This window comes from Rhizobium sp. NFACC06-2 (assembly GCF_900101425.1).
GTDB lineage: Bacteria > Pseudomonadota > Alphaproteobacteria > Rhizobiales > Rhizobiaceae > Agrobacterium > Agrobacterium leguminum.
In genome coordinates, this window is the sequence record NZ_FMVA01000020.1 from 24,141 (window position 1) to 48,381 (window position 24,241).

26 protein-coding genes, 1 tRNA gene and 1 pseudogene are annotated in these 24,241 nt (G+C 59.1%); 4 read left to right on the top strand and 24 right to left on the bottom strand.

Annotation, left to right across the window (positions count from 1 at the left end):
• Positions 1-52: 52 nt before the first annotated feature.
• Positions 53-3,562 (bottom strand): hybrid sensor histidine kinase/response regulator, encoded by a 3,510-nt coding sequence (locus F3H58_RS23955; RefSeq protein ID WP_149744028.1) that lies wholly within the window; start codon positions 3,560-3,562, stop codon positions 53-55.
• A 218-nt stretch (positions 3,563-3,780) separates the two neighbouring features.
• Here F3H58_RS23955 and mscL point away from each other — a divergent pair, with 218 nt between their 5' ends.
• The 3 genes from mscL to galE all read left to right on the top strand — a co-directional run bounded on the left by mscL (position 3,781) and on the right by galE (position 6,890).
• Complete coding sequence (gene mscL / locus F3H58_RS23960) at positions 3,781-4,209, top strand: large conductance mechanosensitive channel protein MscL (protein ID WP_003522754.1); 429 nt, start codon at positions 3,781-3,783, stop codon at positions 4,207-4,209.
• 155 nt (positions 4,210-4,364) lie between these two features.
• Positions 4,365-5,531 (top strand): pyridoxal phosphate-dependent aminotransferase, encoded by a 1,167-nt coding sequence (locus F3H58_RS23965; protein ID WP_149744029.1) that lies wholly within the window; start codon positions 4,365-4,367, stop codon positions 5,529-5,531.
• 327 nt (positions 5,532-5,858) lie between these two features.
• Positions 5,859-6,890 (top strand): UDP-glucose 4-epimerase GalE, encoded by a 1,032-nt coding sequence (galE, locus tag F3H58_RS23970; protein ID WP_149744030.1) that lies wholly within the window; start codon positions 5,859-5,861, stop codon positions 6,888-6,890.
• Between the two features lie 12 nt (positions 6,891-6,902).
• Here the strand turns inward: galE and F3H58_RS23975 are convergent, their stop codons facing one another.
• The 10 genes from F3H58_RS23975 to F3H58_RS24020 form a co-directional block, all read right to left on the bottom strand.
• Positions 6,903-7,736 carry a DUF6030 family protein gene (locus F3H58_RS23975; RefSeq protein ID WP_188129055.1) on the bottom strand — a complete coding sequence of 278 codons (834 nt, stop codon included), beginning with the start codon at positions 7,734-7,736 and terminating at the stop codon, positions 6,903-6,905.
• A gap of 150 nt (positions 7,737-7,886) precedes the next feature.
• The gene (gene yacG, locus F3H58_RS23980) at positions 7,887-8,114 is read right to left on the bottom strand and encodes a DNA gyrase inhibitor YacG (protein WP_149744031.1); all 228 of its coding nucleotides are present in this window, start codon (positions 8,112-8,114) and stop codon (positions 7,887-7,889) included.
• Positions 8,115-8,117: 3 nt separating this feature from the next.
• Positions 8,118-8,741, bottom strand: coding sequence for a Maf-like protein (locus tag F3H58_RS23985; RefSeq protein ID WP_020010410.1), 624 nt, complete (start codon positions 8,739-8,741; stop codon positions 8,118-8,120).
• A gap of 33 nt (positions 8,742-8,774) precedes the next feature.
• Complete coding sequence (gene infA / locus F3H58_RS23990) at positions 8,775-8,993, bottom strand: translation initiation factor IF-1 (RefSeq protein ID WP_003503453.1); 219 nt, start codon at positions 8,991-8,993, stop codon at positions 8,775-8,777.
• Between the two features lie 144 nt (positions 8,994-9,137).
• Entirely contained in the window at positions 9,138-9,626 is a 489-nt protein-coding gene (locus F3H58_RS23995) for an arsenate-mycothiol transferase ArsC (protein ID WP_022555605.1), read from the bottom strand.
• Between the two features lie 2 nt (positions 9,627-9,628).
• Positions 9,629-10,102 carry a UPF0262 family protein gene (locus tag F3H58_RS24000; RefSeq protein ID WP_149744032.1) on the bottom strand — a complete coding sequence of 158 codons (474 nt, stop codon included), beginning with the start codon at positions 10,100-10,102 and terminating at the stop codon, positions 9,629-9,631.
• Positions 10,103-10,105: 3 nt separating this feature from the next.
• Complete coding sequence (hisD, locus tag F3H58_RS24005) at positions 10,106-11,404, bottom strand: histidinol dehydrogenase (protein WP_149744033.1); 1,299 nt, start codon at positions 11,402-11,404, stop codon at positions 10,106-10,108.
• 133 nt (positions 11,405-11,537) lie between these two features.
• Positions 11,538-11,978, bottom strand: coding sequence for a DUF2948 family protein (locus F3H58_RS24010; RefSeq protein ID WP_149744034.1), 441 nt, complete (start codon positions 11,976-11,978; stop codon positions 11,538-11,540).
• 114 nt (positions 11,979-12,092) lie between these two features.
• Positions 12,093-13,385 (bottom strand): UDP-N-acetylglucosamine 1-carboxyvinyltransferase, encoded by a 1,293-nt coding sequence (murA, locus tag F3H58_RS24015; protein ID WP_149744035.1) that lies wholly within the window; start codon positions 13,383-13,385, stop codon positions 12,093-12,095.
• Positions 13,386-13,486: 101 nt separating this feature from the next.
• Positions 13,487-13,741: a hypothetical protein gene (locus F3H58_RS24020; protein ID WP_149744036.1), complete on the bottom strand. Its 255-nt coding sequence runs from the start codon at positions 13,739-13,741 to the stop codon at positions 13,487-13,489.
• A gap of 155 nt (positions 13,742-13,896) precedes the next feature.
• Here F3H58_RS24020 and F3H58_RS24025 point away from each other — a divergent pair.
• Positions 13,897-13,971: transfer RNA gene (locus F3H58_RS24025), tRNA-Thr, on the top strand.
• Positions 13,972-14,158: 187 nt separating this feature from the next.
• Here F3H58_RS24025 and F3H58_RS24030 read toward each other — a convergent pair.
• The 13 genes and pseudogenes from F3H58_RS24030 to flgB all read right to left on the bottom strand — a co-directional run bounded on the left by F3H58_RS24030 (position 14,159) and on the right by flgB (position 24,095).
• Positions 14,159-15,100 (bottom strand): flagellin N-terminal helical domain-containing protein, encoded by a 942-nt coding sequence (locus F3H58_RS24030; protein WP_149744037.1) that lies wholly within the window; start codon positions 15,098-15,100, stop codon positions 14,159-14,161.
• Between the two features lie 240 nt (positions 15,101-15,340).
• A complete protein-coding gene (locus F3H58_RS24035) occupies positions 15,341-16,303 on the bottom strand; it encodes a flagellin N-terminal helical domain-containing protein (RefSeq protein ID WP_149744038.1) in 963 nt (320 codons plus the stop codon).
• A 408-nt stretch (positions 16,304-16,711) separates the two neighbouring features.
• The gene (locus F3H58_RS24045) at positions 16,712-17,632 is read right to left on the bottom strand and encodes a flagellin N-terminal helical domain-containing protein (protein ID WP_149744039.1); all 921 of its coding nucleotides are present in this window, start codon (positions 17,630-17,632) and stop codon (positions 16,712-16,714) included.
• 372 nt (positions 17,633-18,004) lie between these two features.
• Positions 18,005-18,742, bottom strand: a complete 738-nt coding sequence (gene fliP / locus F3H58_RS24050) for a flagellar type III secretion system pore protein FliP (protein ID WP_059760555.1) — start codon at positions 18,740-18,742, stop codon at positions 18,005-18,007.
• A complete protein-coding gene (locus F3H58_RS24055; protein ID WP_035259607.1) occupies positions 18,739-19,239 on the bottom strand; it encodes a flagellar basal body-associated FliL family protein in 501 nt (166 codons plus the stop codon). The genes fliP and F3H58_RS24055 overlap by 4 nt, the downstream gene beginning before the upstream one ends.
• A gap of 28 nt (positions 19,240-19,267) precedes the next feature.
• Positions 19,268-19,987, bottom strand: coding sequence for a flagellar basal body L-ring protein FlgH (gene flgH, locus F3H58_RS24060; RefSeq protein WP_078051262.1), 720 nt, complete (start codon positions 19,985-19,987; stop codon positions 19,268-19,270).
• Positions 19,984-20,520, bottom strand: coding sequence for a MotE family protein (locus tag F3H58_RS24065; RefSeq protein WP_004432496.1), 537 nt, complete (start codon positions 20,518-20,520; stop codon positions 19,984-19,986). Before F3H58_RS24065 ends, flgH begins: the two co-directional genes overlap by 4 nt.
• A pseudogene (locus tag F3H58_RS24070) lies at positions 20,517-21,572 on the bottom strand (flagellar basal body P-ring protein FlgI); the annotation flags it as partial. The pseudogene F3H58_RS24070 and the gene F3H58_RS24065, both read right to left, overlap by 4 nt.
• Before the next feature lie 62 nt (positions 21,573-21,634).
• Complete coding sequence (flgA, locus tag F3H58_RS24075) at positions 21,635-22,120, bottom strand: flagellar basal body P-ring formation chaperone FlgA (protein ID WP_149744041.1); 486 nt, start codon at positions 22,118-22,120, stop codon at positions 21,635-21,637.
• A 20-nt stretch (positions 22,121-22,140) separates the two neighbouring features.
• Complete coding sequence (gene flgG / locus F3H58_RS24080; RefSeq protein WP_004432499.1) at positions 22,141-22,929, bottom strand: flagellar basal-body rod protein FlgG; 789 nt, start codon at positions 22,927-22,929, stop codon at positions 22,141-22,143.
• Between the two features lie 18 nt (positions 22,930-22,947).
• Complete coding sequence (gene fliE / locus F3H58_RS24085; protein WP_149744042.1) at positions 22,948-23,283, bottom strand: flagellar hook-basal body complex protein FliE; 336 nt, start codon at positions 23,281-23,283, stop codon at positions 22,948-22,950.
• Entirely contained in the window at positions 23,280-23,699 is a 420-nt protein-coding gene (flgC, locus tag F3H58_RS24090; RefSeq protein WP_004432501.1) for a flagellar basal body rod protein FlgC, read from the bottom strand. Before flgC ends, fliE begins: the two co-directional genes overlap by 4 nt.
• Positions 23,700-23,702: 3 nt before the next feature.
• The gene (gene flgB, locus F3H58_RS24095; protein ID WP_004432502.1) at positions 23,703-24,095 is read right to left on the bottom strand and encodes a flagellar basal body rod protein FlgB; all 393 of its coding nucleotides are present in this window, start codon (positions 24,093-24,095) and stop codon (positions 23,703-23,705) included.
• Positions 24,096-24,241: the final 146 nt, after the last annotated feature.

A 24,241-nucleotide genomic window follows, 5' to 3' on the forward strand; every position in this document is an offset into this window, starting at 1 on the left:
CTGTTTTTTTTGAAGGTCAAAACCGCTCCCGGATCGCAAGGTCCGGGAGTTTTTATTCGGCCGCTGCCCGCACCGTACTGGATATCTGGTTGATGTAGGCCCGCAACGCTGCCGGTTTGACCGGTTTGTGCTGAACCGAAATCCCGTATTTTTCAGCATCGCTGCGCACTTCCGGGCTGCGGTCCGCCGTCACCAGCAGGGCAGGGATCGTCTTGCCGTAAAATGTCCTGATGAGGCGGATGGCGCTGATGCCGTCGCCATCGTCCAGATGGTAATCGGCGACGATGACGTCGGGGGCTGAGGCCAAAGTGAGGAAGGGCTCCTCAAGCGTCGCCACGGAACCTGCGGGTAAAACCTCACAACCCCATCCCGTCAAGAGCAGCGTCATGCCCTCGAGGATTTTCGGCTCGTTGTCGATGCAGAGCACCCGGACGCCCTGAAGGCGGTCGCTGGCTGCGGGACTGATTGTTCCGCCATCAGCTTTGGCCGGTACGAGGCGATCCGCCTCGCGCGGCAGGTGGATGCGGAAGGTCGTGCCTTTTCCCGGGGTGGAAATCAGCTGTACCGGATGGTGCAGCATGCGCGACAGCCGGTCGACGATGGAAAGACCGAGCCCGAGGCCGGATGCTGTTCTTGCGCCCTCGTCCAATCGGGCGAATTCCTTGAAGACAGTGCGAAACTTGGATGAGGGAATGCCGATACCGGAATCCGTCACCTGAATGACCACTTCGCCGCCCCGGCGGCGCGCACCGACGACCACCTTGCCCTTCAGCGTGTATTTGATGGCGTTGGAAACGAGATTCTGTATCAGACGCCGCAGGAGATTGGGGTCGGAGCGGACCGTGAGCGAGGTTGGCATGACCACGAGGTCGAGGTTCTTTTCCTGCGCCATCGGCGCGAAATCGGTTTCGATGCGTTTCAGCAGCTCATTCAGCGGCACGGATGTCATGCGCGCCTTCATCGAGCCGGTGTCGAGACGGGAAATATCGAGAACCGCGCCGAGAATGGTTTCGACCGATTCCAGCGCCGAATCGATATTGTGGACGAGATCGCTTTCTCCCGATGTGCCAAGCCGTTCGACCAGCGAGGAGGAATAGAGGCGCGCGGCATTCAGGGGCTGAAGAATGTCATGACCGGCGGCGGCGAAGAACCGTGTCTTGCCGATATTCGCCTCATCGGCGGCAGCTCTGGCTTCCGCCAGTGCGCGGTTGACGCGGGTCAGTTCCACGGTGCGCTCCTCCACGCGCTGCTCCAGCGTTTCGTTTGCCTGTTTCAGCGCCTGATCGCTTGCGACGCGCTGGGTAATATCCGTGAAAGTGGCGACAATGCCCTTGTCCGGCATGGTGTTGGAGCGCACTTCGATGATGCGTTCACCGCCCCCGAGCACCAGCGAGAAAGGCAGGTCCATTGTCAGGAAACTGGTGATGAGCTCGCTCAAATCGCCTTCCGGCATATCGCCGCGTTCCTGCAGCATCGCAACGATGTCCGTAAGCGGCACGCCGACTTGGCCGAATTGCTCGGGCAAATCCAAGAGCGTGCGGAAGCGCCGGTTCCAGATGGTCAATTGCTGCGAACTGTCGAAAACCGCAATGCCCTGATCCATCTGGGCGAGCGCCGTTTGCAGCATGTCCTGATTATATTGCAGGGCTTCGCTTGCCTGATCGAGCAGCCATGCCGTGTCCGCGCTGGTATCTTCCGCCTTCTGAAGAATGATGGAAAGCACCAGGCGGGCGGAGGAGGAGCCGATGGCGCTGCCCAGCAACTGTTCGGAGAAATGGATCAGCGCCATGTCCGCCGGCTGGTCGTCATTGAGTTTCCTGCCCGCCGTCTTTTCATAGGTCGCGAGTGACCGCAGCATGCGCTCCTCGCCGAGATAGCGCGCTACCGCGCTTTTGAGGTCGCCGACACTGACACGGGTTTTCCAGCCGCGCGTCGCGAATTGCGATTTCGAGTGGCGCTTGACGAAGATGCCGGACTGGATGCGCTCCACCGGTCTCGGATTGCGCGAAAGCGAGCCGAGCACAAAGGCAAGGCTGTTGACGAGCAGGCTGAGAATGACCGCATTCACGAACGGGTCGGCTTCAGGCCCGTTGAACACCGTGCTGCCGGAAAACAGGAAGCCGAGAATATTCGCCGCGACCTCGGAATTATCCGGCCCGCCGAAGCTCGGCAGGAACAGCAGATAGGCCCAGACGAAAAAGCCGGAACTTAAGCCAGCGATTGCGCCGCGCGCATTGGCGCGCCGCCAGAACAACCCGCCGAACAAGGCAGGGGCCATCTGCGCAATGGCGGCGAATGCGAGAAGGCCGATGGAGGCGAGGCCCGTGGCGCTGTCGGCGGCGCGATAATAGCCATAGCCCAGAAGCAGCACCGCAAAGATTGCCGTCCTGCGGATGTTGAGCAGCGTCTTGGCGAAGTCGTCCCGGTGCGGAGAACGGTTCAGCAGCTTCTGCCGCAGGAAGATCGGCATGACGATGTCGTTGGAGATCATGATCGATAGCGCCACCGAGGCGACGATCACCATCGCGGTCGCCGCCGAAAATCCGCCGATGAAGGTGATCAGCGACACGACCGGCATTTGGTGATTGAGCGGCAATTGCAGCACGTAGAGATCGGCATCGCCATTGGCGCTGAGCGTCAGAATGCCGGCCAGCGCAATCGGCAGCACGAAGATGTTGATCGCGATGAGATAAAGCGGCAGCAGGAACCCAGCCATGCGCAGCTCTTGTGGTGTGCGGTTTTCAACCACGGTAACGTGGAACTGGCGCGGCAGCAGGATGATGGCGAAGCCGGAAAGCAGGGTCATCACGATCCAGCGGCTGACGGGCGTGTGATAGGATATGGCCCGCATGGCCTGTTCGTTATCGGAGGCGAGCTGCCATAGGTGCACGGGACCGTCGAAGAGCACGAACAGCACATAAAAGCCGACGGTGCACATGGCGACGAGCTTGACCAGCGATTCCATCGAGATCGCCAGAATGAGCCCGTCCTGATGTTCGGTGGCATCGGTGTGGCGGGTGCCGAACATGACGGCAAACCCCGCCATGACGATGGTGACGACCAGCGGCAGATCGAGGAAATAAAGATTGCCGCTGCCAATGCCGTAGTCGCCGGGATCGACCATCGTCGCCACCGAGCTGGAAACGGCTTTCAGTTGCAGAGCGATATAGGGAATGGCGCCGACGAGAGCGATGATGGCGACGATCATCGCCACGGTGGAGTTCTTGCCGTAACGGGCGGCGATGAAATCCGCAACGGAAGTCAGTTTTTCGGTTTTCGCCAGCTCAACGATGCGGCGGATGATCGGCATGCCGATGGTGAAGGCAAGGATGGGGCCGGTATAGATGCCGAGAAACTCCAGCCCCCTGTCTGCCGCAAGACCCACACCGCCGAAATAGGTCCAGGAGGTGCAATAGATCGCGAGGCTGAGCGCATAGACGAACGGACGCCCCTTGTTCGGAGCGTTTCTTTTGCGGCTCTTCCTGTCCCCATAGCTTGCAACCGCAAACAGCAGCAGGACATAAGCGAAGGCCGAACCGAATATGATCCACCCAGGAAGCACGCATCCTCCCCATGCAAGAATTCCCGAATATCAGCATAGGCGAATTCCGCGCCGTTGAGAATGAGCGCGGTCTGAGCATAAAGTTCAAGGTGAGCGTGCAAAAAAGCTAATAAATGCAATCCCGCGGATTCCAAATGAAGCCCGTACCCTATATGGTTCGACCCGTAGGGACAGTCACATAGCTTCAGCTCGCGAAGCAGGAGAGAGGGACAATCTGAATGCTTAACGAATTTAAAACCTTCATTGCCCGCGGCAATGTCATGGATCTGGCCGTGGGTGTTATTATCGGTGCAGCTTTCAGCAAGATCGTCGACTCCGTCGTCAACGATCTCATCATGCCGATTGTCGGCGCGATCTTCGGCGGGTTCGATTTTTCGAACTACTTCCTGCCGCTGAGCTCCAGCGTCAACGCCACGTCGCTCGCCGCCGCCCGCGATCAGGGCGCCGTCTTCGCCTACGGCAACTTTCTGACGGTTCTCATCAACTTCCTTATCCTGGCTTGGATCATTTTCCTGATGGTCAAGGGCGTCAACAAGCTTCGTGATTCCGTTGAGCGCAAGAAGGTCGAGGAAAAGCCGGAAGCAGCACCGCCGCCGGAAGACGTCAAGCTCCTCACCGAAATCCGCGATCTGCTGAAAACGCGTTGATTGTCGCCATCGTCCCCGGCCTGATGTGCCGGCCCCATGCGGCCGGCGATCTCCTGCCGGGGATGACCCATAAAGAAAATCCATGATCGCCTCACGGAATATCATGCACATGGCTGGTTCGATGCGATAAGAAGGCACCAAACGGAGTGTCTTTAATGTCCATTTTGAACAGTCTGAGTGCGCGCTCTCTGGCGGCTCCCGAGAGCGGCATTGTTGAAGTCGTGAATTATGCCCGGGGGCGGGACAATCTCCTGCCGCTATGGGTCGGTGAAGGCGATCTGCCGAGCCCGGACTTCATCAATCAGGCCGCCATCGATGGGCTGAACAATGGCGAAACCTTCTATACCTGGCAGCGCGGCATTCCCGAATTGCGCCAGGCGCTGAGCCGCTATTATCAACGTCATTTCGCAGCATCGCTGCCGCCGGAACATTTTTATGCGACCGGTTCCGGCATGCAGGCCATCGTGCTTGCCGTGCAGGCGTTGACCTCGCCCGGCGACGAAATGGTCTATCTGTCTCCGACATGGCCGAATATCGTGGCCGCCATCGGCGTGGCGGGTGCGAAGGCGGTTCCGGTCGGTATCGATTTCCGCGATGGCCGCTGGGATCTCGATATCAACAGGCTGGAAAGCGCGATCACCGGCAAGACGAAGGCACTTTTCATCAATACTCCCTCCAACCCGACCGGGTGGACGGCGACGCTCGACAATCTCCGCGACGTTCTGACGCTCGCACGCAAACACGATCTGTGGATCGTCGCCGACGAGATTTATGCGCTCTATCATTATTCCGGCAGCCGTGCGCCGTCCTTCCTCGACGTCATGGAGCCGGACGACAAGATCGTCTTCGCCAACTCCTTCTCGAAGAACTGGTCCATGACTGGCTGGCGCGTCGGCTGGCTTGTCGCCCCGCCGGCCATCGGTCAGGTGATCGAGAATCTCATTCAATATTCCACCTCAGGCGTGGCGCAATTCATGCAGCGCGGCGCGGTCGCCGCCCTCGATCACGGCGATGGTTTCGTCCGTGAGAATTACGAACGCGCTTTGACATCCCGCGACATTCTCTGCGATGCGCTCATCGCGACGAACCGTGTGGAAACCCTGAAGCCGGACGGCGCCCTTTACGCCTTCCTCAAGATTGACGGCGTGACGGACAGCCGGGCGACGGCGCTGGATATCGTCGACAAGACCGGGGTCGGTCTTGCGCCCGGCACGGCCTTTGGCCCGGGAGGCGAACTGTTCCTCCGCGCCTGCTTCCTGCGCAACCCCAGGCAGATAGAAGACGCGGCCGATCGGCTGGCCTCCTATATCCTCGGCAGGTAAGCGTCGGCTTTCCGTGCAATGGTTTCCCCTGCCGTGCCGGGATCGCGCTGCGGTAGGGAAATCGACAACAAAATCACAGCAAAGACCTAAAACTGCAACCCTACGGCGCAACCATCGACGTGGGGGATTTTCTGTGATATGCGCTCCTTGTTCCATTCATGAGAACATTTTCACTAATCGATAAAAAGCACTTCATTGCGCTAACCAATCGTAAGCCACCTTTTTAATGGGGCGAGGGATCGGCTGCGTATTCGCTGTGCAAGTAATCAATGATGAAGAATTATTGGCTTTGATGAGCTCAAGAAAAGCAAACAGGGAAGTAGTGTCATGGCTGTTCTGGTCACGGGTGGGGCCGGTTATATAGGAAGTCACATGGTGTGGGCTTTGCTCGATGCCGGGGAAGAGGTCGTTGTTGTCGACCGGCTTTCGACGGGGTCGCGCTGGGCAGTCGCGCCAGCGGCGCGTTTTTATCTGGGCGATGCGGCGGATCGCGCCCTGCTGGACCAGATTTTCGAAGAAAACCAGATCGAGACCATTTTCCACTTCGCAGGCTCTGTCAGCGTTCCTGAATCGATCAGCCAGCCGCTCGAATATTACGAAAACAATACGGGCACGACCCGCGCCCTCGTCGCTGCGGCGGTCGCCCATGGCATCCGCAATTTCATCTTCTCCTCGACAGCCGCCGTCTATGGAAACCAGCCCTTTGATGGCCCGGTTCCTGAAACCGCGATCCTCAGCCCGGAAAACCCCTACGGCCTGTCGAAACTCGCCTCTGAAATCATGCTGCGCGACGTCGTGCAGGCGCATGATTTCAACTATGTGGCGCTGCGTTATTTCAACGTCGCCGGAGCCGATCCGCAGGGCCGCGCCGGGCCTTCGCCCACGGGCGTGGCGAACCTCATCAAAGTCGCCTGCGAAACCGCAACCGGTCGCCGCGACCGGGTGGAAGTTTACGGAACGGATTACCCGACCGCCGATGGCACCGGTGTCCGCGACTATATTCACGTCAGCGACCTGATCGACGCCCATATGCTGGCCATGGCGCATCTGCGCGCCGGTGGCGGCACCCGCACACTCAATTGCGGTTATGGCGTCGGTTATTCGGTTCTGGATGTTCTGCAGGCCGTGCAGCGGGAATCGGAACGTGATTTCCCGATCATCCATTGTCCGCGCCGCGCGGGCGATATTGCGACCATGGTGGCGGATTCGTCGCGTATCCAGTCGGAACTGGGCTGGCGTCCCCGCTTCAACGATCTGGCGACAATCGTTCGCACCGCGCTTCAGTGGGAGGCCAAACGTCAGGCCCAGCAAAGCGACAGGATTCCGCCGGTGCGGCGCAAACTGGCTGCAATAGGCTGAGCGGCCTTCGCCTCACCGGACACGGTCTTTATTGACGGAGGGATAGAGCGCCGGCCGATCCTGTGGAGCGGCTGGGCTAAGCCAGCGATCCCTGTCAAAGAAGCTGCGTGTCAGCTTCAACCCCGGCGACTGTTCGTTTGCGAGCAAAATCACGTTCAGGCGATGCGGCGCCGTCGGCTCCGGTTTCATGGAAACCGAAATACCGAAATGTTGTGCCTGATAAGGCTGCATCCGGCGTGCAGGCTCAAGCATGTCCACCAGATCGGCCCAGCGTGTCTGTCCGATAATCATGGTGAGTGCTTCATCGAGCTTCGTCAGAACGGCCGCCCCGTCCGGTGTCTTGGGGGCAACGGCCTTCATCCGGATGGTGCGAATTTCTCCCGAGGCTTCCCCCCTGATTTCAAGAAAGAACGATGCCCGCTCGGCCGGGTCTGATGCGTTTCCTGCCGCAAAATCGGCCATACATTCGAAGCTGCGGATGTTGACCGGGCTGGCGTGCCAGCCCTGCGGGTTGGAGAAACCAGCGGCGGTAAAGCGGTCGCAAAGTTCCTTGCCGGAAACAACGAAATCGCGGGCAAAAGATGCTCTGTCGCCCACTTGCTCGAACTTCAGCAGATGTGGCGGCAGCGAGACTTTTTGGACGGCGAGTTTCTGCCGTTTGACAGGCTTCATCTTCGGCGGCGTGGCGGATTGTATGGCGGGCGCCAGATTGAGATAGGCCAGCAGGCTTTTGAGGTGCTTCTTGTCATTGGCCAGCAGCACCGTCGCGCCTATGGCAAGGCAAACGGCCAGCACCGCAAACAGCAGCGCGCCATGGCTCACTCTCTTCTGCAAGCCTGCGTCCATCGCAAGACCTTAAAGGGCTGGCGGAAAAAGGCGTCAGCCGGTTCTGATATGGTTTTTCGGGCTGTCGGCAACCCGGTGAATATGTGGTGTGAGCGGTGGCTCTGAAAATCTTATGCAATTCACCGCCGAAGTTTCCGGCGGTGTAGGTTCTCATTCGGCGTTATTCTTGCCGCCGTCCTGTCCGCCGGCGCTGCTTTCATCGTCCGCAACCGGAATGGCGTAGGAGCCGTTCAGCCAGCGCGCGAGATCGAGCGAGCGGCAGCGATCCGAGCAGAAAGGATAGTCTTCGCGCGTCGAGGCCCGCCCGCATTCAGGGCATGGCTGGGATTTGCGAAGCGGGGTGACGTTTCCAGCGCCTTCGGTGGGGGACTTTACCATGGCCTATCCTTCGAGCCAGCCCGAAGTCACCTCAAATCCTTCTCCGGAAAGAAGCGACATGGTTTCATAAAGCGGCAGGCCGACGACATTGGTATAGGAGCCGGTCAGTTTCTGCACGAAGGCGCCGGCGATGCCCTGGATACCATAGGCTCCCGCTTTGCCTCGCCACTGGCCCGACGCGATGTAAGCCTCGATCTCCCGCGTGGAGAGGCGCTTGAAGCGCACCTTGGTCTCCGCCACCTTCTGGCGGATCTTGCCGCCGGGGGTCACAAGGCAGATGCCGGTATAGACCCAATGGCTGCGCCCCGAGAGAAGATGCAGCGCCGCCGAGGCCTCTTCCGTATATTCGGCCTTGCCGACGATGCGGCGACCAACGGCGACCACCGTATCGGATCCCAGAACATATGCGTCTTTCCACGCCTGTTCGTTCTTCAGCGCCGCCTGCGCGGCTTCCGCCTTCTGCAATGACAGACGGCGGCAGAGCGTGCGCGGATGCTCGAGCTTGGCCGGCGTCTCGTCGATGTCCATCGGCATCAGACGTGCCGGTTCGATACCGATCTGATGCAGCAGCTCCAGACGCCGCGGCGAGCCGGATGCCAGAACGAGCTTTTGTTTTGAATTGGTCATTGCGCTGCCCGGGCGTCCGATGCGGAAGATGGATTACTTGAAGCGATAGGTGATGCGGCCCTTGGTCAGGTCGTAAGGCGTCATTTCGACCAGCACCTTGTCGCCCGCCAGAACGCGGATACGGTTCTTGCGCATGCGGCCCGCCGTGTGGGCGATGATTTCGTGGTCGTTCTCAAGCTTCACGCGGAATGTTGCGTTCGGCAGCAATTCGGTTACGATGCCCGGGAATTCAAGGACTTCTTCTTTTGTCATGTAAGGGTTTTCTTCCTGTTGATAGTGCCGGACGTGTCCTGTCCGGGAAAATTGCGCGGAAACTACACAATCCCGGCACATTTGTGAACCTCTAAAGCATCGGCTTGAAAATCAGTACCGCTTTTCCCGATGTGAGGGCAGTTTTCAGTCTTTTGAAAGCGTATCCGCCACCGGCTGCTGCCGCTTTGGCAGGCGTTCGGCAATAAGTTTTGCAAGATGATCCCGCACCTCGCGATAGGCGTCGAGTATCTGCTCCCGCGTCCCTGTAACGACCGTCGGATCCATCGTCGGCCAATAGACCACATCGAGAGAATTCGAGCGCGTCAGCTCCAGTGCGGCATGATGGGCTTCGGGTGTTAATGTAATGATCAGATCGAAAAAATCATCCTCGATCTCATCAAGAGTACGCGGTTTGTGTTTGCCGAGCGAAAAACCCTGCTCTTCCAGCACCGCATCCACGAAGGGATCGCGCTCGCCCGCCCTCACGCCGGCCGACTGTATGTATATGCCTGGCGCCACCAGCCGTTTGGCGATGACTTCCGCCATGGGAGAGCGGATGGAATTCATGCCGCACATGAAAAGAACCGATTTCGGCGCTCGTCCTTCATTCGGCGCTGCGGCAGGATCGCTCATCTCTAACCCCGCCAATAAAGGACGCAGACAAGGGTGAAGAGGCGGCGCGCCGTATCGAAATCCACCTTTATCTTGCCGGATAGCCGATCCATCAGGGTCTGCGAACCGTCATTGTGGATACCCCGCCGGCCCATATCGATCGCCTCGATCTGGCTTGGCGTCGAGGAGCGGATCGCCTCGTAATAGCTTTCGCAGATCAGAAAATAATCCTTGATGATGCGGCGGAACGGCGTCAGCGACAGGATGTGGGTGGAGACATCCTTGTCATCCTCGGTCTTGATCGCGAAGACCAGCTTGGCATCGACGAGCGATATATGCAGCCGGTAGGGCCCGCCCTCATGCCCGGCAGGCTCAAAGGTGTTTTCTTCGATCAGGTCGAAAATGGCAACGGCGCGTTCATGCTCCACATCAGGCGTGGACCGGCCGATGCTGTCGTCCAGTACCACATCGCAGAGCCGGAAATCGCCTGAAGCCATCGCTTAATTTTCCGGGTTGAGGCGGATGGAGACCGAGCGCGCATGCGCGTCCAGCCCTTCCGAATGGGCAAGGGTAATCGCCGCCGGCGCAAGCTGTCGCAACTGCTCCGGTCCAAGCCGCAGGATCGACGTGCGCTTGACGAAATCCAGCACCGAAAGGCCGGAGGAGAAGCGCGCCGAGCGTGCCGTCGGCAGAACGTGGTTGGAACCGCCGACATAATCGCCGATTACTTCGGGTGTATGACGCCCGACGAAGATTGCTCCCGCATTGCGGATGTTGGCCATCAAGGCGTCAGGGTCGTCGACGGCAAGCTCCAGATGCTCGGCTGCGATGCGGTTGGCAAGCGGAATGGCATCGTCGAGCTTTTCGACCAGAATGATCGCGCCGAAATCCGCCCAACTCGCTGCTGCCGTTTCGGAACGTGACAGGCGCTTCAGCTGCCGCTCGACGGCTGCCTCCACCGCCTTGCCCAGGTCGGCATTGTCGGTGATGAGAATGGATTGGGCGCCGCGATCATGCTCCGCCTGTGCCAGAAGATCGGCAGCCAGCCAGTCAGGGTCGTTATCCTTGTCGGCGATGACAAGCACTTCGGAAGGCCCGGCGATCATGTCGATGCCAACGGTGCCGAACACCTGCCGCTTGGCGGCCGCCACATAGGCATTGCCGGGGCCGACGATCTTGGCGACGGGCGCTATGGTCTCCGTGCCATAGGCAAGTGCGGCCACGGCCTGTGCACCACCGATACGGTAGATTTCCTCGACGCCCGCAATACGAGCGGCGGCGAGCACCGCCGGATTGACAGCGCCGCCATTGGCCGGCACGACCATGACGATACGCTCCACGCCGGCAACCTTGGCTGGCACGGCATTCATCAGCACGGAACTCGGATAGCTCGCCGTGCCGCCTGGCACATAAAGGCCGACAGCCTCGATAGCCGTCCAGCGCGAGCCGAGGCCCACGCCGATCTCGTCCTCGTATATATCATCCTTCGGCATCTGCCGCGCATGGTGTTTTTCGATACGCCGGGCTGCGAGTTCAAGCGCCTCGATGACGTTTCTATCGACCGCTGAGAACGCGGCGTCGATTTCATCCGCCGTCACCCGCATCGAAACCCTGGTAAAATCAATGCCGTCGAATTTCTGGGAATAATGGGCAAGGGCCGCATCGCCGCGATCGCGAACATCGTTGATGATGTCGCGAACGGTCGCGTTGACGTCTTCGGAAACTTCTCTTTTGGTTGTCAGGAATACAGCGAATTTCTGTTCGAAATCAGCCGATGCCCGCTCCAGCCAGATTGCCACGCCATTACCCTTTCATAGTCCCCGCGGGTGGACCCGCGAGGTGCACGAACTCGCCGCAGAAAAATTGCGGCTCTGGTATGTGGCATAAATCGAAACGGTGACGAAAGGCAACCGTTGCAATGGCGCGGTGTGCTTATTCGCTGTCTGGATGATGCGGTTTGGTGTTGGTTTCCCACGCGCCGCTCACATCGGTTAGCTGCGCCTCGATGCATTCCACATCGAGCGCGATGGTTCCGCCGCCGGAAAGCGTCAGTTCAACGGCACCATCCGGCCCTTCGCCATTCGGAGTAAAGCGCATTGCCAGAAGCGAAAGCACCTGTTCCCTGTCGGCCAAGTTAATGGACTGCGAACGGACGGCAGACACACGCTTCAGGAAAACCACGCTGCGGCAGCGCTCTGGCGGCAAATTCTTTTTGCTGGCGCTTTCCCAAACGAAACGGTTGGCCGAAAGGGTAAACTGCCCCTGCTTCGGCTCGAAGGCAACATCCTTCAGCTTGAAGACACTGTCCTGCATATGCGTCGAGATGACGGAGAGATCTTCAGTATCCAGCGCGAGCAATTTCAGGCCGCTCATCTTTTTCTTCCTTCTTTTGCGGTGCGGACCGCTATTTCCATGACTTACATTGGAAATAGGCGGTCCGGGCCCACTCTGCAACGGGTAGAAAACGGATGAGCGGCGAAGACAGGATCAATCGCTGACGCGTTCGACCAGCGCACCGCAGCGCGTGAGCTTTTCCTCAAGGCGTTCGAAGCCGCGATCGAGGTGGTAGACGCGCGAAACCATGGTCTCGCCTTCCGCCACGAGGCCGGCAATGACCAGCGATACGGAAGCGCGCAGATCGGTCGCCATGACAGGCGCGCCCTTCAGGCGGGAGACACCCTCGATGCGTGCCATCTGGCCGGAAAGCGAAATCTTCGCACCGAGTCGGGCGAGTTCCTGCACATGCATGAAGCGGTTTTCGAAGATGGTCTCGGTAATGTGCGAGACGCCCTGCGAACGGGTCATCAGCGCCATGAACTGCGCCTGCAGATCGGTGGGGAAGCCGGGGAAGGGCTCGGTGACGATATCGACCGGCTGGATGCCGTTGCCGTTGCGCACGACGCGCAGGCCGGTCTCCGTCTCACTGATCGTGGCGCCTGCAAGCTTGAGTGTGTCGAGCGCGTTGTCCAGCAACGATGCGCGCGTGCCTTCCAGCACCACGTCACCGCCGGTCATGGCCACTGCCATGGCATAGGTGCCGGTTTCGATACGATCAGGCAGAACGCGGTGGCGCGCGCCGGAAAGCGAGGTGACGCCTTCGATAGTGATGGTGGAGGTGCCGGCGCCTTCGATCTTCGCACCCATGGCGATCAGGCAGTGCGCGAGATCGACCACTTCCGGTTCGCGGGCGGCGTTGTGGATGACGGTGGTGCCGCGGGCAAGGCTTGCGGCCATCAACATCACATGTGTCGCACCCACGGAAACTTTCGGGAAGGTGTAGACAGCGCCGATCAGGCCGCCCTTGGGTGCGGTGGCGTTGATGTAGCCGCCGTCGATCTCCATCGTTGCACCCAGCGCCTCGAGACCCTCGATGAACAGGTCGACCGGGCGCGTGCCGATGGCGCAGCCGCCGGGCAGGGAAACGCGGGCGCGGCCTTCACGCGCCAGAAGCGGGCCGATGACCCAGAAGCTTGCGCGCATCTTGGAGACCAGCTCATAGGGCGCGGTCGTATCGACAATGGTGCGGCAGGTGAAATGCACGGTGCGGGAATAGGCTTCGCCCTGGCTCTCGCGGCGGCCATTGACGGAAATATCGACGCCATGATTGCCGAGAATGCGGATGAGCTGCTCCACGTCCGCCAGATGCGGCACGTTTTCGAGTGTTAGCGTATCGCTGGTCAGAAGCGATGCGATCATCAACGGCAGGGCGGCGTTTTTTGCGCCGGAGATGGGAATGATGCCGTTGAGCTTGTTGCCACCCGTAATTCTGATGCGATCCATGCGTCCCTACGGGCCTGTGCCCGCCTTTCTATCGTGCCTTGCGGAAAGGCCTGTCCTTAGACCAGTTTCCGCGGCGTTTCAATTTTATGCTGGTGAATTCTCTATGAGGATGATTCGTCCGTTTTTGCGGCAGGCAGGCCAATCGTCTCGTCTTCTTCGCCGGCGCGGCGCGCACGAACCTGCTGCTTACGCTTCAAAAGATTTTCGCGAAGCTTCTTGGCCGCCCGCGCCTTGCGCTCCGCCTCGCGCTGGCGCGCCTTTTCGCCGGGCCCTGCCTGCGGCTTGCCATCGGCCACCGGAGCGGATGCCTCTGCGGAAACCGCTGCCTTTGCCTGTTTGTCATGATGTTCGTCCATAGATTCAGCAATATCTGAAAAATGTATTTTTCAACAGGGGGCACGCTTTTTTGCCCCGCTTGATGAAGAATATCGTTTTGCGACTTGCGCTCGTCAAAAACCTATGGCAATAGGCCGCCACGCTTGACGCTGAAGCAAACGCTTCGGCACCGGACGCTGCTATAGCTCAGGGGTAGAGCACTCCCTTGGTAAGGGAGAGGCCGAGAGTTCAAATCTCTCTAGCAGCACCATTTCTCCCCAAAGTTTCAAATGTTTACGTGGTTGTTGAACCGATCGCCTGCGGCGGTTGATGCATATGCGCGCCGCGCAGTTAGCGGCAAATGGAAAACCGCGCCCCTTGCGAAGCGCGGTTTCCACATCCGAATATTCTGTTGCTGCCAGAGCGGGACGAAACCGCCCGTAGCCATCGGGCGCCGCTTACTGACGGAATAGCGACAGGATATTTTCGGAACTGGTATTGGCGATGGAAAGCGACTGGATGCCCAGCTGCTGCTGTGTCTGCAATGCCTTGAGGCGTGTTGATTCTTCGTTCATGTCCGCATCCACCAGGCGGCCGATGCCGCTATCGATGGAGTCGGTGAGCTTGGAGATGAAATCTTCCTGCAGACCGATGCGCATCTTGATCGAGCCGAGGGCGGAAGAGGCGCTGCTCAGCGATTGAAACGCGGTTTCGACATCGGTGAGAAGATTGCCGATCGTGTAGGTGGGGGGCGTTGCACTGTCGAAAAGTTTGAGATCGATGTCCCATACGGAAATGCCAGAGGCTGTTCCGACCTCGCCGATGATGCCCTTTGTCGTGTCAACCGTTGCAGGTGTGCCGGTCAGGCCAAAAATAACGTTGGCCGTTTCCGTCGCGGTCGTTGTGTCAACAAGGGTATAGTCGGTTTTCGTCACGCTGACCGAACCGCTGCCGTCGCGGACGAAGCCGGAAACGACGGTCTTGGCGCCGGTGCCCAGCAACCAGTTTTCGCCGCTGAAAGACGCGCCCTGCGCAATCGATTCCAGCTGCTTTTTCAGCTGGTCGATTTCTTCCTGGATCTTCGTCTTGTCGACACCCTCTTCGGTTGCCGCGACGATCTTCGATTTGATTTCCTTGACGACTTCGACGGCGCTTTCCATTGCGGAATAAGCGACATCGATCTTTGCTGCACCGAGACCCAGCGCATCCTGAACCGCGGAAAGGGCCATGTTGTCGGAGCGCATCGTTGTCGCGATCGACCAGTAGGCGGCATTGTCGGATGCGGTCTTGACCCGCAGGCCTGAAGATACCCTGGATTGTGTTTCTTCGAGCTGGCCGCTGATTGCACGCAGTGTCTGAAGCGCCGACATGGCGGCGGTGTTTGTCAGAATACTTGTCATAATTGCCCCTCTGAGCTGGCTAAATGGGAAGGGACATTCCGGGATCGCCGGAAACGACAACGCGGCGTGATGCCTGTTAACCTCTTTTTCGTCTTGGTTAATGAGTCGTTTCGATGGCTTGATTTAGCGGTGATTTGGTTAATGAAGTCTTAATCGGGAAATTTATGAATTTTGCAGTCAAACGCACAAACAAAAACCGCGCCTCTCGGCGCGGTTGATTTTTTTGCTTTCGGTCTTCGATTAACGGAAGAGCGACAGGATGCTTTCGGAGTTGCTGTTGGCGATCGAGAGAGCCTGAACGCCGAGCTGCTGCTGCGTCTGCAGGGCCTTGAGGCGGGTGGACTCTTCGTTCATGTCGGCGTCCACGAGGCGGCCGATGCCCTGTTCGACGGAGTCGGACAGCTTGGAAGCGAAGTCTTCCTGCAGGCCGATGCGCATGGAGAGCGAGCCGAGCTTGGCTGCGGCGCTCGTCATCGCCTTCAGGGAGTTTTCAACCAGCGTCAGGGCTTCGGCCATGTTGGTGGCGCGGTCTGCGGCTGCATACTGGGTGATGTCCAGTGTAAAGACGGACTGGGCGGCGACGGTCGTGAACGTTCCGGTCGTGCCGAGGATGCCGGAGGTGTCGGGAACGCCTGCAGCGTCGACGGAGCCGAAAAGAACGTTGCCGGTCGCCGTGTTGTCGAGGGCGTATTTCGTGGTCGTGACGCTAACGGCACCGCCGGTGGAGCGAACGAAGCCAGCAACGACCGACTTGTCGGGATCCGTGCCGGGTGTTGCCGCGCCGAGGGTCGAAGGTCCTACGAGCCAGTTTTCGCCGTAGAAGGATGCGCCCTGAGCGATCGATACCAGCTGGTTCTGCAGCTGATCGATTTCTTCCTGAACCTTGGTGCGGTCGACGCCTTCTTCAGTTGCCGTGACCAGCTTTGCCTTGATTTCCTTAACAACTTCGATTGCCGATTCCATGCCGGCAGAAGCGGTGTCTACCTTGGCGGCGCCGAGGCCGAGGGCGTCGGAAACCGAGGAAAGCGCCATGTTGTCGGAGCGCATGGTGGTCGCGATCGACCAGTAGGCAGCATTGTCAGCAGCTTCGCCAACGCGGAGGCCGGAGGAAACGCGTGCCTGGGTGGATTCCATGTTCTGGCCGATGGTGCGCAGAGTCTGGAGTGCAGACATTGCTGCGACATTGGTAATAATGCTCGTCATAGTAGTGTGCCCCTTGAATGGCTGATTAAAGAAGGGACATTCCGGTTTCACCGGGAACGGCGCACAGCATCATGCCTGCTAACTGGCTGATTTTTAACGTTAGCTCGCCGTTTCGATGAGCTTAGGTAACGCCAGTTTGGTTAATGAATTGATAAGCGGGAAAAGAAAATCCGAATTATGAAAATTCAAAATTACAACTCTCGCGCGTGCGCGCGCGTATCCCGAAATATTTAAAAAAAAGATAAGGCCGCATCCTTATTCGGGATGCGGCCTGTCTGGTGCATTCGGTTCGATTCAGCCTATCGAACCTTTATGCTTTCTGCCCGGATATGCATTTGGTCAGCCCCCGAATGCATGTGGGAAGAAAATGGGTCCCCCAGCCCCGAAAGGCTATGAGAAGCTCAGCTCTTAGCGGAAGAGCGACAGGATGTTCTGCGAGTCGCTGTTGGCGATCGACAGAGCCTGAATTGCCAACTGCTGCTGCGTCTGCAGAGCCTTCAGCTTGGTGGACTCTTCGTTCATGTCGGCGTCGACGAGGCGGCCAACACCCTTTTCGATGGAGTCGGACAGCTTGTCAGCGAAGTCGGTCTGCAGGTCGATACGTGCAGACAGCGAGCCGAGCTTGGCGCCGGCGCTGGTCATCTTCGTCAGGGCCGTTTCAACGGAGTAAAGAGCGTTGTCCAGGTCATCGGTGCCGACGTTCATGTCGAGAACGGAAATCTGGGTGTAGGTCTTCGCGCCGACGGTGGTGGTTGCGCCGGTAGCGTTCAGGATACCGGAGTTTGCGTCGATCGTGCCCGGCGTAGCTTCGGTGTAAAGCATGGAGGTTGCGTCGAGAGCATAGTCCGTCGTCTTGACGCTGACGTTGCCGTTGTCGTCACGAACGAAGCCGGATACGACAGTCTTGGTAGCGTTCGCGGTGGAAACAAGCCAGTTTTCGCCGTTGAAGGAAGCGCTCGTGCCGATCGACTTCAGCTGGTCGAGGAGCTGCGTGACTTCTTCCTGAACCTTGGTTTTGTCGACGCCTTCTTCCTTAGCGGCAACGACCTTGGCCTTGATCTGGGTGACAACATCGATAGCGGCTTCCATACCGGCAGATGCGGTGTCAACCTTGGCAGCGCCCATGCCCAGTGCGTCGGAGACTGCGCCGAGAGCCTTGTTGTCGGAACGCATGGTGGTCGCGATCGACCAGTAAGCAGCGTTGTCCGAAGCCGAACCAACCTTCAGGCCGGAAGAAATGCGGTCCTGCGTGGTCGACAGGTCGGAAGCGATGGAACGCAGGGTCGAGAGAGCGGCCATTGCGTTGGTGTTGGTGAGAATGCTTGCCATAATAAATGTGTCCCTTGTTTTTACGAGATACTGGAGTGGGGACATACCGGGCTTGGTATTACCGGTCGCAACGTTTCGGCTTCATGCCACTCGGTTCGGAAATGCTTAGTTTCAGAAACCAAACCCGCTGCGTGTAGAAAGAAACTCGCAGCGAAAAATTGCCCAATTATTAATTTGAGGGCCAAGAAATATTGGAAAATACTTATGGTTACTTTTTGATTTAGTTAAATGGTAATTTTTTTATTGAAAAAGATAGTTACCAAGTCGCCAGAAAAACTGGTAACCAAAGCGTAAAAACGCGCAAAACCCGCGTAGCTGGCCACGCGGGGTTAAAAAACAGGGTTAACGGGTGTCAATCAGGCACAGACGCCGTCAGTTGAACGATCTGACGAGACTGCCGACCAGTAGGTTCCAGCCGTCGATCAGCACGAAGAACAGGATTTTGAACGGCAGCGAAATCGAGGTCGGCGGCAGCATCATCATACCCATTGCCATGGTGATGGTTGCGACGATCAGATCGATGACCAGAAACGGCAGGATGATCAGGAAACCGATCTCGAAACCGCGCCGGATTTCCGACAGCATGAAGGCCGGCACGAGCACACGGTAATCGACGACATTGTCGGTCATCACTTCCTGGCCGCGCTCGCGGGCGATGTCCACGAAAAGCTTCAGATCCTTGTCACGCGTATTGGCGTTCATGAAGGTGCGGAAGGGCTCGGCGATGCGCTGCACGGCCTGCTGTTCGTTTATCTGGTTCTGCAGAAGCGGCTGCACGCCGTCGGTCCAGGCTTTGTCGAAGGTCGGCGACATGACGTAGAAGGTCATGAACATCGCCATCGACAGCAGGATCATGTTGGACGGGGTCGAAGCCAGTCCCATGCCGGATCTGAGGATAGAAAAGGCGATCACGAAGCGCGGAAAGCTCGTGACCATGATCAGGATGCCCGGCGCGACCGAGAGAACCGTCAGCAGGCCGAAGGTGCGGATGATCCATGCCGCGACGGAGCCGTCTATCTGCGTGTTGAACAGATCGGACGGAAATTGCTGGGCACTGGCAAGACCCGGCAAGGCAAGGAGGACGGCGATGGTTACAAGAAATCGAATCATTCGATGACAAAGGTCCGGAACATGACCTTGGATACGCGCCCTTGAGAGCGCAGGTCAACTCGTTCCTGAATGTCATCCTTAAGATATTGAAAGCCGCGCGGCCCTTCCAGCTGCTGAAGGGAAACGGTGCGGACATAGGCCATGATGTCCTGGTGAATATCTTCCGCCAGACCCACCTCGACCGGCCCCTTGAACATCAGCGCCACTTCCAGCCGCACCCAGTTCGTCGAGGGATAGGCGAGGTTGGTGGTAATGGGATCGAGCTGGACGATGCCGTTCGCCTCGGCCGAGATTTTCTCGATACCCTCTTCCTTTTTTTCACCGTGTCCGCCGGCGGCAGCCGGGGCATGCGCCTCCGCGCCGGCGATCTTCGGCGCGATCATACCGCCCACCAGCCAGCCGCCGCCCGCGCCGAGCAGGGTGAGGATCGCAACGCCTGCGATGGTCATGACCAGAGGGGAGGATTTTTTCTTGCCCTCAGCCTGTTCGTTTTCCATGGGTCAGTCCCGTTCCCGTGTGCCGAGGTCAGAGCGGCGAGAACAGGTCGACGACCTGTTGCCCGACCGGGGGCTGCTGCACTTCCGTCAGACGTCCCCGACCGCCATAGGAGATGCGGGCTTCGGCGATGCGCTCGTAGGAGATCATGTTCTGTGCATCCACATCCTGCGGCCTGACGATACCGCCGACATTGAGGATGCGGATTTCGTGGTTCACGCGCACTTCCTGCGAACCGCTGATGATGAGGTTGCCGTTTTCCAGAATGCCGGTCACCACAGCGGCCACCAGCAGCGTCAGCTTTTCAGAACGCTTGGTCTTGCCCTTTGCCTGGGTATCGGTGTCGGAACCGTAATTGATGCTGGAATCCGCATCCGGCGTCCATCCCAGAATCTGAGCTTTGGCCTTCCAGTTCAGCCCGCTGGAATTGGTGCGGTTGCGCTCGGTTTCGTTGTCGAAGTCGGCCTTGTCGTTGATCTGGATGTTGACGGTCAGGATGTCGCCGATGTTGAGCGCGCGCAGATCCTTGAACAGGGCGCCCTGGCTGTCGCTCCACAGCGAATAGCCGCTGGCCATGTGCTTCGGCTGCTTGGGATACATGCCCATTTGCGGCGTCTGGCTGAATTGCAGGCCGCTGCCGATCGGGCTCATCGCGGGTGCGTTGCCGATTTCCTTCAGGGTCTGGTTGTTCTGGCAGCCGGCAAGCAAGGCGAGCGGCAGGAGGAGGGCCGGAAGACGACGCGTGCTCATGAAGGATCCTTCGAAGTGTTTTTATCGGTTGCCTGCGACATGATGCCGGCGACGACGGCGGCCTTCTGCGCATCCATCTCGCTGAGGATGAGGCCCGACTGGCGCGGGGGCAGCTGCATGATGATGGCGGCCGCTATTTCCACATGCATCTTTTCGAGCTGGGGGGCGGCGGCATCGGCCTTCATCGTCTTGTAGATATCGACGAGATTGCTTTTCGCCTGATTGAGGAAATGTTCGCGGCGGGCCAGCCAGTCCTCATATTCCGCCTTGCGGTCTTCCAGCACGGCAATGCGCTCGTTGACGTCGGACTGCAGCTTTTCCAGCTCCTGCTTTTGCAGCAAATAGCGCTGGTCGCGGGCCGCATCGGCGATGTTGGTGCAGAATTTCTGGATTTCATCCTGCGTGCTGAGTTCCGAAACCACGTTCTGCTGGCTTTCGGCGCCAGCAGCGGGAAGCAGGAAAAGCAGCGAGGCGACGGCCGCGAAGCGGACAAGACCATTCGGGAAAGCGTTGTTCTTCCGGGTTTCCATCATTGCAGCACAAGCTCCGCCTGAAGGGCGCCGGCGGATTTGATGCCTTGCAGAATGGCGATGATGCCGTCCGCCTTGAGCCCGATGCTGTTGAGACCGGCAACCAGCGTGCGAAGGTCAGGTCCTTCGACGATGGCGACCTTGCTGCCTTCCTGCATTGCCATGATATCCGTTTGCGGCTGCACGGCCGTCTGGCCGCGCGAGAAGGGCGCCGGCTGAATGACCTGCGGCGATTCCGTCACCTGCACGGTCAGCGTTCCGTAGCTGACGGCGACGCGGGAAATGCGCACATCTGCGCCGATGACGATCGTACCCGTGCGCTCGTTGATGACGACCTTGGCCGGCGTATCCGTTTCCACGGTCAGGTTTTCGATTTCCGCCATCAGGCGGGTGAGGTCAGCGACGCGGGGCTTCTGTACCGCGATTTCCTGCGAATCGCGCGGCTCGGCGATGGGATCGCCATAACGGGCGCGGGCAAAGGCATTGACGACATCGGCGACACGCACCGCCGTCGAAAAATCGGGATTGCGCAGCTGAAGGACCAGATTGACCGAATCCTTGAACTTCGACGGCAACTCCCGCTCGATGATCGCGCCGTTCGGCACGCGGGCGGAGGTGGTGACGCCCTGCGTCAATGTCGCGGCATCGCCCTGGGCCGAAAAACCATTGACGATCAGCGAACCCTGCGCGACCGCGTAGATCTGCCCGTCCGCACCGGAAAGCGAGGTCATGATAAGCGTGCCGCCGCGCAGCGACGAGGCGTCGCCCAGCGAACTGACCGACACGTCGACGCGGCTGCCGGGGCTGGCGAAGGGCGGCAGGTTGGCCGTGACCATGACAGCGGCGATGTTCTTGGCGTTCGACTGGCCGCCCTGCGTGGTGATGCCGAGGTTCTGCAGCATCGCCCGCATCGATTGCTCGGTGAAGGGCGAGGAGCGCAGGCTGTCGCCGGTACCCTGCAGTCCGACGACGAGACCATAACCGATCAGCTGGTTATCGCGTCCCGCCTGCAGCGAAGCGATATCCTTGATGCGGGACGTATCGGCATGGGCTGCGGGCACGGAAAGGAACGGCTGGGCCGAAAACAGAATGGCTGCTGCTATGATACGAAGCATTCTCATTTCGCCATCACCTGAATGGTTCCGTCCTTCATGACCGTGCCACTGACCATCACGCCGGAATCGATGTTGCGCACGCGCACGACCTCGCCGAGCGATCCGTCGGTCATCGGCGTTCCCGAAGCCATCAGCGTCATGTTGCCGATGGTGAAGACGAGTTTGACGCTGGTGCCGCGCACCACCAGCGAGGGTTCGCGCAGGGCGGCAACGGGGATCGTGCGTCCGGGAAGCAGAGTCTGCTTGGAGATCATGCCTTCCACTTCGCTGATATCGCTCGCATAACCCGAGGAAATATTGGGATTGGTCACTTCCACCGGCTTCACCTGTTCGGGCGTGATCGTCTCGCCTGGATAGATCGTGCGGGTGGGAACCAGCGCCATCGGCGCCTGAGCAAGAGCGGGCGTCAAGGCGCCCAGTGAAAAGGCAGACGCAAGGCATATGCGGACGAGCGCCGTTCTGCTGCTATGTTTCCGGCCAAACCTCATGTTCGCCTGCCTTTCCGTTCTTACTTCAGGTTCTTGCTGACAATCGAAGCCATTTCGTCAGCGGTGGTGATGACCTTGGAATTCATCTCGTAGGCGCGCTGCGCCGTGATCAGGTCGGTGATTTCCTTGACGGCGTCGACGTTCGAGCCTTCGAGATAGGACTGCTTGATGTAGCCGTAGCTCGGATCGTCAGGCACGCCGATCACCGCGTCGCCGGAGGCCGGCGTCTGGGCGAAGAGGTTGTCGCCGAGCGGCTTCAGACCGGCTTCGTTGGCAAAGTTGGCGATGGTGAGCTGGCCGAGTTCGGTGAATTCCGTGGCATTGCCGATACGGGCGGTCACCTGGCCCGTGCGGGTAACGGTGATGTCCTGCGCATCGGTCGGGATATTGATGTTCGGAATGACGTTATAGCCATCGATCGTCACGAGATTGCCGTCGGCATTCTTGTTGAAGGCGCCGGCGCGGCTGTAGAGCGTCGAACCGTCCGCCGCCTCGATCTGGAACCAGCCCTGGCCGATGATCGCCACGTCCAGCTTGTTGCCGGTCTCGATCAGGTTGCCCTGGGTGTGGATGTTGCGCACGGCCGAGGTCTGCACGCCGAGGCCGATATTGGCGCCTTCGGGCACGATCGCCTGGTTGGCGCGGTTTGGCACACCCTGCATGCGCTCGGTCTGGTAAAGAAGATCGGTGAACTCCGCCCGCGCGCGCTTGTAACCGGTGGTGTTGATATTGGCGATGTTGTTGGCGATGACTTCCAGATTGGTCTGCTGGGCGTCCATACCGGTGGCAGCGATGGCAAGAGCTCTCATGTCAATATTCCTGCTGGGCTAGATCTGCATCTTGGTAATGTCGAGATAGGCCGACACGATCTTGTCTCGGAGCGCGATGGCGGTCTGCAGCGACTGTTCGGCCGAAAGCATGGCATCGACAACTTCACGCGTATTCGCCTTGCCCTGAATGCCTTCGAAGGAAGCGACTTCCGCCTTCTTCAGATTGTTCATCGCATCCACCGAGATATTGCCGAGAACGCTGGCGAAGCTTGCGCCCGTCTGCTGGGCGGGCGTCGTCTGCTCGCTGCCGAAAACGCTTTCCGTCAGTGCGGAAATACCGCTTGCGCCGCGGGCGAGCGAAAGGGAACTGACTTGCTTGATACCGTCGATCATTGCGATGCCTTCAGAAGGTCGATTGTGGAGGCGACGAGGTCGCGTGTCTGGCGGATGACCTGAAGATTGGCGTCGTAGCTGCGGTTTGCTTCGCGCATGTCCGCCATTTCGATCAGGATATTGACGTTTGGCATCTTCACCATGCCATTGCTGTCGGCGGCCGGGTTGCCGGGATCGTACTCGTTGACGAAATCGCCACGGTCGACGCCGAGCTTCTTCACCGTCACGCGTTCCACGCCGCTGACGCGGTCCAGCTCGGAACCGAAAGTGATGGTCTTGCGGCGATAGGGGTCGGCGCCGGGGGTGTCGCCGGTCGATCTGGCGTTGGCGATGTTTTCGGAGACGATGCGCAGTCGCGTGGACTGCACTTCCAGGCCGCTGCCGGCAATCTTGCTCGCCGCACTCAAGGGATCCATGGCTTACCTCTTAACCGTCATCAGCATCATGCGATGGAAGGATTTGACGAGATTGGCGTTCAGCTCGTACTGCCGCTTGATCTCGCCGGTCTTGGTCATTTCTTCCGCAAGCGCGACCGAATTGCCCGATTCCTGCATGCCGATCTCGTTATTGACCGGGTTGTCGCGCACCGCGATATTGTCGCTGAGTGTGCTCTCGCCAAAGTGGGCAGGGTTGGTCCTCGCCATGCCGACCTGCTGGCTGGTGGCCTGCATGACCGCTTCGAAAGGGCTGACATCCTTGGCGCGGAACTTGGGTGTGTTGGCGTTGGCGATGTTGGTCGCCACGACTTCCTGCCGCACGCTCAGCCATTCCGCTTGGCGGGATGCCAGATCGAACAGTTGAATCGGTTGCATAGACTTCTCCATCTCGTATGGCCCGAACCTACGGGGCTAATCTTGCGTCAGACTTGCGGAGAGGGGAGAAGGCGCGGAACGGCGCAAGACGCGGATATGGATGCGGCCTGCCAAAAACAAAAAAGGCGCGCCGGCAGATGCGGCGC

Bases quoted from the DNA above. Each gene is read 5' to 3' on its own strand.
- mscL (WP_003522754.1), top strand. From the start codon at position 3,781: ATGCTTAACGAATTTAAAACCTTCATTGCCCGCGGCAATGTCATGGAT.
- F3H58_RS23965 (WP_149744029.1), top strand. From the start codon at position 4,365: ATGTCCATTTTGAACAGTCTGAGTGCGCGCTCTCTGGCGGCTCCCGAG.
- galE (WP_149744030.1), top strand. From the start codon at position 5,859: ATGGCTGTTCTGGTCACGGGTGGGGCCGGTTATATAGGAAGTCACATG.
- F3H58_RS23975 (WP_188129055.1), bottom strand. From the start codon at position 7,736: ATGGACGCAGGCTTGCAGAAGAGAGTGAGCCATGGCGCGCTGCTGTTT.
- yacG (WP_149744031.1), bottom strand. From the start codon at position 8,114: ATGGTAAAGTCCCCCACCGAAGGCGCTGGAAACGTCACCCCGCTTCGC.
- F3H58_RS23985 (WP_020010410.1), bottom strand. From the start codon at position 8,741: ATGACCAATTCAAAACAAAAGCTCGTTCTGGCATCCGGCTCGCCGCGG.
- infA (WP_003503453.1), bottom strand. From the start codon at position 8,993: ATGACAAAAGAAGAAGTCCTTGAATTCCCGGGCATCGTAACCGAATTG.
- F3H58_RS23995 (WP_022555605.1), bottom strand. From the start codon at position 9,626: ATGAGCGATCCTGCCGCAGCGCCGAATGAAGGACGAGCGCCGAAATCG.
- F3H58_RS24000 (WP_149744032.1), bottom strand. From the start codon at position 10,102: ATGGCTTCAGGCGATTTCCGGCTCTGCGATGTGGTACTGGACGACAGC.
- F3H58_RS24010 (WP_149744034.1), bottom strand. From the start codon at position 11,978: ATGAGCGGCCTGAAATTGCTCGCGCTGGATACTGAAGATCTCTCCGTC.
- murA (WP_149744035.1), bottom strand. From the start codon at position 13,385: ATGGATCGCATCAGAATTACGGGTGGCAACAAGCTCAACGGCATCATT.
- F3H58_RS24020 (WP_149744036.1), bottom strand. From the start codon at position 13,741: ATGGACGAACATCATGACAAACAGGCAAAGGCAGCGGTTTCCGCAGAG.
- F3H58_RS24030 (WP_149744037.1), bottom strand. From the start codon at position 15,100: ATGACAAGTATTCTGACAAACACCGCCGCCATGTCGGCGCTTCAGACA.
- F3H58_RS24035 (WP_149744038.1), bottom strand. From the start codon at position 16,303: ATGACGAGCATTATTACCAATGTCGCAGCAATGTCTGCACTCCAGACT.
- F3H58_RS24045 (WP_149744039.1), bottom strand. From the start codon at position 17,632: ATGGCAAGCATTCTCACCAACACCAACGCAATGGCCGCTCTCTCGACC.
- fliP (WP_059760555.1), bottom strand. From the start codon at position 18,742: ATGATTCGATTTCTTGTAACCATCGCCGTCCTCCTTGCCTTGCCGGGT.
- F3H58_RS24055 (WP_035259607.1), bottom strand. From the start codon at position 19,239: ATGGAAAACGAACAGGCTGAGGGCAAGAAAAAATCCTCCCCTCTGGTC.
- flgH (WP_078051262.1), bottom strand. From the start codon at position 19,987: ATGAGCACGCGTCGTCTTCCGGCCCTCCTCCTGCCGCTCGCCTTGCTT.
- F3H58_RS24065 (WP_004432496.1), bottom strand. From the start codon at position 20,520: ATGATGGAAACCCGGAAGAACAACGCTTTCCCGAATGGTCTTGTCCGC.
- flgA (WP_149744041.1), bottom strand. From the start codon at position 22,120: ATGAGGTTTGGCCGGAAACATAGCAGCAGAACGGCGCTCGTCCGCATA.
- flgG (WP_004432499.1), bottom strand. From the start codon at position 22,929: ATGAGAGCTCTTGCCATCGCTGCCACCGGTATGGACGCCCAGCAGACC.
- fliE (WP_149744042.1), bottom strand. From the start codon at position 23,283: ATGATCGACGGTATCAAGCAAGTCAGTTCCCTTTCGCTCGCCCGCGGC.
- flgC (WP_004432501.1), bottom strand. From the start codon at position 23,699: ATGGATCCCTTGAGTGCGGCGAGCAAGATTGCCGGCAGCGGCCTGGAA.
- flgB (WP_004432502.1), bottom strand. From the start codon at position 24,095: ATGCAACCGATTCAACTGTTCGATCTGGCATCCCGCCAAGCGGAATGG.